We start from the raw sequence: 6,390 nt of genomic DNA on the forward strand, positions 1-6,390 counted from the left end.
AGCCGTTAGCGACAGTTACAAAAATATGGAACCATCAGCATAACGACTTTAAGATACTGTTAAGAATTACTCTTCAGTAGATGTAGTAGCTTCTGCTTTAGGAGCTTCAACTTTGGTAGCTTCGTCTTTTTCAGATTTTCTTTCAGAATTTCCTTCAATGATAGCACCTGTAACTAAAGATAATACTTTATCGATTGATTTAGAAGCATCGTCATTTGCTGGGATTACATAATCAACCTCGCGTGGGTCAGAGTTTGTATCAACCATTGCAAAAACTGGAATGTTTAATTTTTGAGCTTCTTTTACTGCGATGTGTTCTGCTTTAATATCAACTATAAACAATGCAGCCGGTAAACGTGTCATATCAGCAATAGAACCTAAGTTCTTTTCTAATTTTGCACGTAAACGATCTACTTGTAAACGCTCTTTTTTAGAAAGAGTTAAAAATGTACCGTCTTTCTTCATACGATCGATAGAAGCCATTTTTTTAACAGCTTTACGAATTGTAACGAAGTTAGTTAACATACCACCTGGCCAACGCTCAGTGATGTAAGGCATGTTAGCTGCTGCAGCTTTTTCTGCAACGATATCTTTTGCTTGTTTTTTAGTCGCTACGAATAATACTTTACGACCTGATGCTGCTATTTTCTTTAAAGCTTCGTTAGCTTCTTCGATTTTAGCTGCTGTTTTATATAGATTGATAATGTGAATACCATTACGCTCCATATAGATGTAAGGAGCCATGTTTGGATCCCATTTTCTAGTCATGTGTCCAAAATGAACACCTGCTTCTAGTAATTCTTTAACTTCTACTTTGTTTGCCATTTTTGTAATAGTTTACGTTCTTGTGTTAGCAATGAATAAGTAGCGAAAAATCGGTCTTATACATTTAGATGCTAAACTACCTCCTGCCTCGGCAGGCGTGCAACAAAAACTTAGATTTTTTAATAAATAATAATAAATATTAACGTTTAGAGAACTGGAATCTCTTACGAGCTTTCTTCTGACCGAATTTCTTACGCTCAACCATACGTGGGTCACGCGTTAATAAACCTTCTGGTTTTAAGATTGCTCTGTTTTCTGCGTCAACTTCACACATTGCACGTGCAATAGCCATACGTACAGCTTCTGCCTGCCCTGTTGTTCCACCACCGTACACGTTAATTTTTACGTCAAAGTTTTCTGCATTTTCTGTCATAGAAAGTGGTTGCATAACTTTGTACTGTAACGTTGCCGTTGGGAAATAAGTTGCGAATTCTTTTTTGTTCACTGTGATGTTACCAGTACCTTCTGTAACATAAACACGAGCTACTGCGGTTTTTCTTCTACCGATTTTGTGAATAACTGCCATTACTTTAAGTCGTTTAAATTAACGGTTTTAGGTTTTTGCGCATCATGTTTGTGTGCAGAACCTACATTTACATTTAAATTACGGAATAATTGCGCACCTAATTTGTTTTTAGGTAACATTCCTTTTACAGCTTTTTCTACTAATAATGCAGGATTTTTCTGTTGCATTACTTTAGCTGTTAATTCTCTTTGACCACCTGGGTAACCTGTGTGACGAATATACGTTTTGTCATTCAGTTTGTTACCTGTTAAGTTGATCTTCTCTGCGTTGATAATAATAACATTATCACCACAGTCTACGTGAGGTGTATAACTTGGTTTGTACTTACCTCTTAAAATCATAGCGACTTTTGAAGCAAGGCGTCCTAAGTTATGACCGTCAGCGTCTACAACAACCCATTCTTTCTGAACGGTTGCTTTGTTTGCTGATACTGTCTTGTAGCTTAAACTTTCCACAATAAATTAATTTTAATTAAACATTCCATTCCCAATAAAGGGAGTGCAAAATTAAACAATTTATTTTACTATACAAATTTGTATGGTTTATTTTTGAGTATATCATATTTATAACTAATAGTTAAGAAATAGAGAGCAATAGAAATAATTAAAATAAAAAGTTGTATTAATAGATTTACATTTATCTAAGATTTACCTTTTTAAATCTTCTGCTAAAGCAAGTTTTTTATATCTTCATAGTAATTCAAATTTTAATATTAAAAAAAACTGTGTTAAAAAATAATTTTTTACACTAAATATTTAAAAAAATACTTAAGTTTATCGCATAATTGACTAATTATAAATATATAATTCATGAAAAAAATTACACATTTTTTTGTGGCAATGTTCATCCTTCTTTTAGGATTTGGCGCTAGATCCCAGGTAGCATCTTACGTCTTTTCTCATAATGTTGGAACATTTACCCCTAATTCATCAACTGCAACACAGCTTGCTGCGGTTGAGGCAGATTTTGCAATTAGTGCTGTAACACCAATTGGCTTTAATTTTGTTTATGGTAGTAGTACCTATAGCGATTTTAAAATGTCTTCTGACGGATATATTTCGTTCAGTGCTACCGCAACTAATACCGGATCGCCTAACTTGTCTACGGCTAATGCCGCAATCAGACCAATTATTGCCCCTCTTTGGGGGGATTTAGACGGTAATGCTACTGTTTCGGGCACAAAAGTTTCCAAAGCTACCTATCAAGTTACCGGAACCGCACCTAACAGAGTTTTAACTGTTGAATGGCTTAACTGGGAATGGAGCTGGAGTAGTACTACCCCAGTTATATCTTTCCAAGTAAAGCTATACGAAACTACAAATGTAATTGAATTTGTATATCGTCATGAAACAACAGCTAATACTACTACTACTGCAAGTATTGGAATTAATGACGCTACAGGTAGCGGTAATGGTTCTTTTCTAAATTTGAATACAAGCATGGCTACACCTACTGTAACAAGCACAACAGCCGTTACAAGTTTAAGTGGGAGACCTGTTGATAATCAGATTTTTAGATTCACCCCTCCACCTTGTTTATACAAAGGAACTGTAAGTGTAACAAATATTAACATCCCAACAGCTACTCTGAATCTTTCTATACCTGCAAGTGTAGATATGGATTTCTTTGTTACTAACGGTGCTGCACCTACAGCTGGTTCTACACCTAGTTTAACAATATTGTCAGGTCAATCTTCTGGTACTTTATCGGGGTTATCAGGTTCGTCCTCATATGTTGTTTATGTAAGATATTCTTGTTCATCAACAGGACCAGTTATTGGTTGGGTAAAAGCATTAACTTTTGACACACCTTGTGGAATTATAACGGGCAATTTCTTTGAAGGGTTTGAGAATTCTACCGTTGGTAGTTCTACAAATCAAAATGCCCCTTATTGCTGGACAAACCTTAACACCACTGGCTATCAATTTAACTATGGCTATGTATATAATTTTAATGCAAAGACAGGCACTAATTGTTATTACAACTACCGTTATCCTTTAACAACAGCACCAAATGGTGATATGTTATTAATTTCTCCACAAACTGCTGATTTAGGAAATGGTACTAAGCAACTTCGTTTTTCTATTAGATCTTCATCCACTTCCACTACTCCAAAATTAAATATTTATAGAATGAATGGAGTAACAGGAACAGCTATTAAGACACTAATTCAAAGTATTCCTATAAAAAGTACTACTTATACTGAATATATAGTACCTCTACCTGTTACTAATGATGATTATTTCGCATTTGGATTTGAACACACAAAACCTGGTGAGTTTCCAACTACTTACTTAGACGATATTTATTACGAAGATTTATCACCATGTATATTTCCTTCTAATATACAAGCTAGTAACATATCTATTACTGGAGCAACAATTACATGGAATGCCTCTATGGCTACTGGAGTTACAGGATATGAATATGAAATTCGTACATCTGGTGCTCCGGGTACCGCTGGAGCCATAGGAACAGGATCTACTACTGCACCAACGACTACCTTTACAACAAACATCTTAACAGGTGCTACTACCTACTATGTTTATGTACGTAGTGTTTGTGGCACATCAAAAGGTATATGGACCATGTTTCCTGTAGAATTTAATACCCTTTGCCCTATTTATACAAATAATTTCTTTGAAGGGTTTGAAACTACAGCTACAGGTAGTTCAAGTAATGAAACATATCCACTATGTTGGACATATATTGATACCGTTAGCCCAGTAAACAATGCTTACAATTATGTTACAACTGTTGCCAAGACAGGTAGTAGAGGTTACTATTCATACCGCTACCCTTTACTACAAAGTGATGGACAATTAATGTTGGTATCTCCTGAAACAAACAATTTAGGCAACGGAACCAAACAAATACGTTTTTGGGCACGTAGTTCATCTACTTCATACTCTCCAAAATTAGTTATCTATTCAATGAATGGTAATACTGTATCTTCAACAAAAACAGTTGTGACAAGTATTAATATACCTTCAACAACTACGTTTGCTGAATATATTGTACCATTACCACCTACAACCGATGATTATTTTGCATTTTCATTTGAACATCAAATGCCTACACAGTACACATCTATTTATTTAGATGACATTTACTATGAAGACATGGCAGCATGCATCTTCCCATTAAATATACAAACTGCAAACACAACAACAACAGGCACTACTATATCATGGGATGCTTCGTTAGGAACTGGTGTTACAGGCTATGAATATGAAATTCGTACATCAGGTGCAGCGGGATCTGGTGCAACAGGCTTAGTAAAAACAGGCATTGTTAATGCACCGGCTACATCTGTAAATATTACAGGTTTAAACCACTCAACAACTTATACTGTTCATATTCGAAGTAAATGTGGTACATCAAACGGTATGTGGACAAAATTTCCTTTAGATTTTAATACCTTGTGTGATGTAATGACAGGTAATTTCTTTGAAGGGTTTGAAACAACAAAACCAGGAGGTTCTACCAATCAAAATGCGCCTATATGTTGGACAAATTTAAACACTACCGGATACCAATATAATTATGGTTATGTTTATAATTTCAATGCAAGAACAGGCACTAACTGTTTTTACCCTTATCGCTACCCATTAAGTACAGCTCCAAACGGTGATATGTTACTTATTTCTCCTGAAACAAATAATTTAGGAAATGGTATGAAACGCTTACGTTTCTGGGTAAGATCGGGATATACAGGATATACTCCTAATTTAAAAATTTACACAATGAGTGGAAATACAGCTACTGCTGCTGCTACAAAAACATTGGTAAAAAGTATTCCTTTAACACATGATACTTACAAAGAGTATATTGTTTATTTCCCTATAACTACAGATGACTATTTTGCATTCTCGTTTGAGCATACAGACCCAAGTCAATATCCTTATTTATATTTAGATGATATTTATTATGAAGACGCACCTGCCTGTAAACCAATTGAAGACAGTACTATTAAAGTTACCAATATAGGTAAAAGCAGTTTTACCGTTTCTTGGCAAGATCTTTTTAATACAACTCAAATGGCTTATCAAGTAGAAGTTCGTACAACAGGTAACCCAGGAACACCTGGAGCTGTGTTTAACGGAACTACAGCTGTTGGTGTTACCAACTTGGTTGCAACAGGGCTAAATCCTTCTACAGATTATAAAGTGTATGTACGCTCGGTTTGTTCTTCAACAGAACAAAGTGTATGGTCAAGTGCTGTTGCGGCTACCACTTTATGTAATTATTCAGATTTTGTATCTTACACACCGTCTTTGGCATTGTGTGGTCCGCAAAAAGCAGAATTATCTGCCGTATTAGTGGATCCAACTGCAATGGCAGCATGGTACGACGCTAAAAATGATGCAATACCTTTATTTGAAGGTCCGGATTTTATATCTGCTACAGATATAACCCAAGACAGAAGTTTTTGGTTACGTAGTAGAAAAACTACTGCTAACACACCAGTTCAAATAGGAAATGGAACTCTTACAGATCAATATGCTGTTGGTTCTTTCTTATATCACGGATGGGGAGGTTACAGACATCAGTATATTTTTACAGCAGCTGAATTAACAGCAGGTGGATTAGTGGCAGGACCTATATCAGCATTAAAATTTGACATTGTTAATCCGGGAACTGGGCCAAGACCTGATTTTTCTATTGCAATAGGAAAAGCTACCAGTACAACAGCAGCAATTCCTATGGTTCCAAATAGTTCTTTACACCAAGCTTACAGTTCAACTTCTCAAACTTTTACAACTGGTATAATGAACTTTGCGTTTACTACACCTTATGTGTGGGATGGAGTAAGTGACCTTGTGGTACAAACCAATTGGAGTACAGGTACTTTTGGAAATAATTATGGCCAATTAAGACATCACACTACAACTCCAAACAGAACACAATATTTGTATGGAGATAACCAAGCCGCTTCTGCCTTTTTAGCTACAGATTCACCAGCTGGTAGTATATATGGAAGTACAACAAACACACGTCCTAATACAATATTTGTAGGAGTTGCAGGCTGTGTATCC

General features: G+C 35.6%; 4 protein-coding genes. 1 reads left to right on the forward strand and 3 read right to left on the reverse strand.

The window, feature by feature from the left end:
• Nucleotides 1-66: 66 nt before the first annotated feature.
• From rpsB to rplM, 3 genes are all read right to left on the reverse strand, one after another.
• A complete protein-coding gene (gene rpsB / locus F0460_RS12985; RefSeq protein WP_124899001.1) occupies nt 67-825 on the reverse strand; it encodes a 30S ribosomal protein S2 in 759 nt (252 codons plus the stop codon).
• A gap of 139 nt (nt 826-964) precedes the next feature.
• Nucleotides 965-1,351 carry a 30S ribosomal protein S9 gene (rpsI, locus tag F0460_RS12990; protein WP_150013888.1) on the reverse strand — a complete coding sequence of 129 codons (387 nt, stop codon included), beginning with the start codon at nt 1,349-1,351 and terminating at the stop codon, nt 965-967.
• Nucleotides 1,351-1,806, reverse strand: coding sequence for a 50S ribosomal protein L13 (gene rplM, locus F0460_RS12995; RefSeq protein WP_150013890.1), 456 nt, complete (start codon nt 1,804-1,806; stop codon nt 1,351-1,353). The genes rpsI and rplM overlap by 1 nt, the downstream gene beginning before the upstream one ends.
• Before the next feature lie 354 nt (nt 1,807-2,160).
• Here rplM and F0460_RS13000 point away from each other — a divergent pair.
• Nucleotides 2,161-6,390 (forward strand): choice-of-anchor J domain-containing protein (locus F0460_RS13000; RefSeq protein ID WP_150013893.1); only part of this gene is annotated, 4,230 nt, incomplete at its 3' end.

This window comes from Paenimyroides baculatum, assembly GCF_008629655.1.
GTDB lineage: Bacteria > Bacteroidota > Bacteroidia > Flavobacteriales > Flavobacteriaceae > Flavobacterium > Flavobacterium baculatum.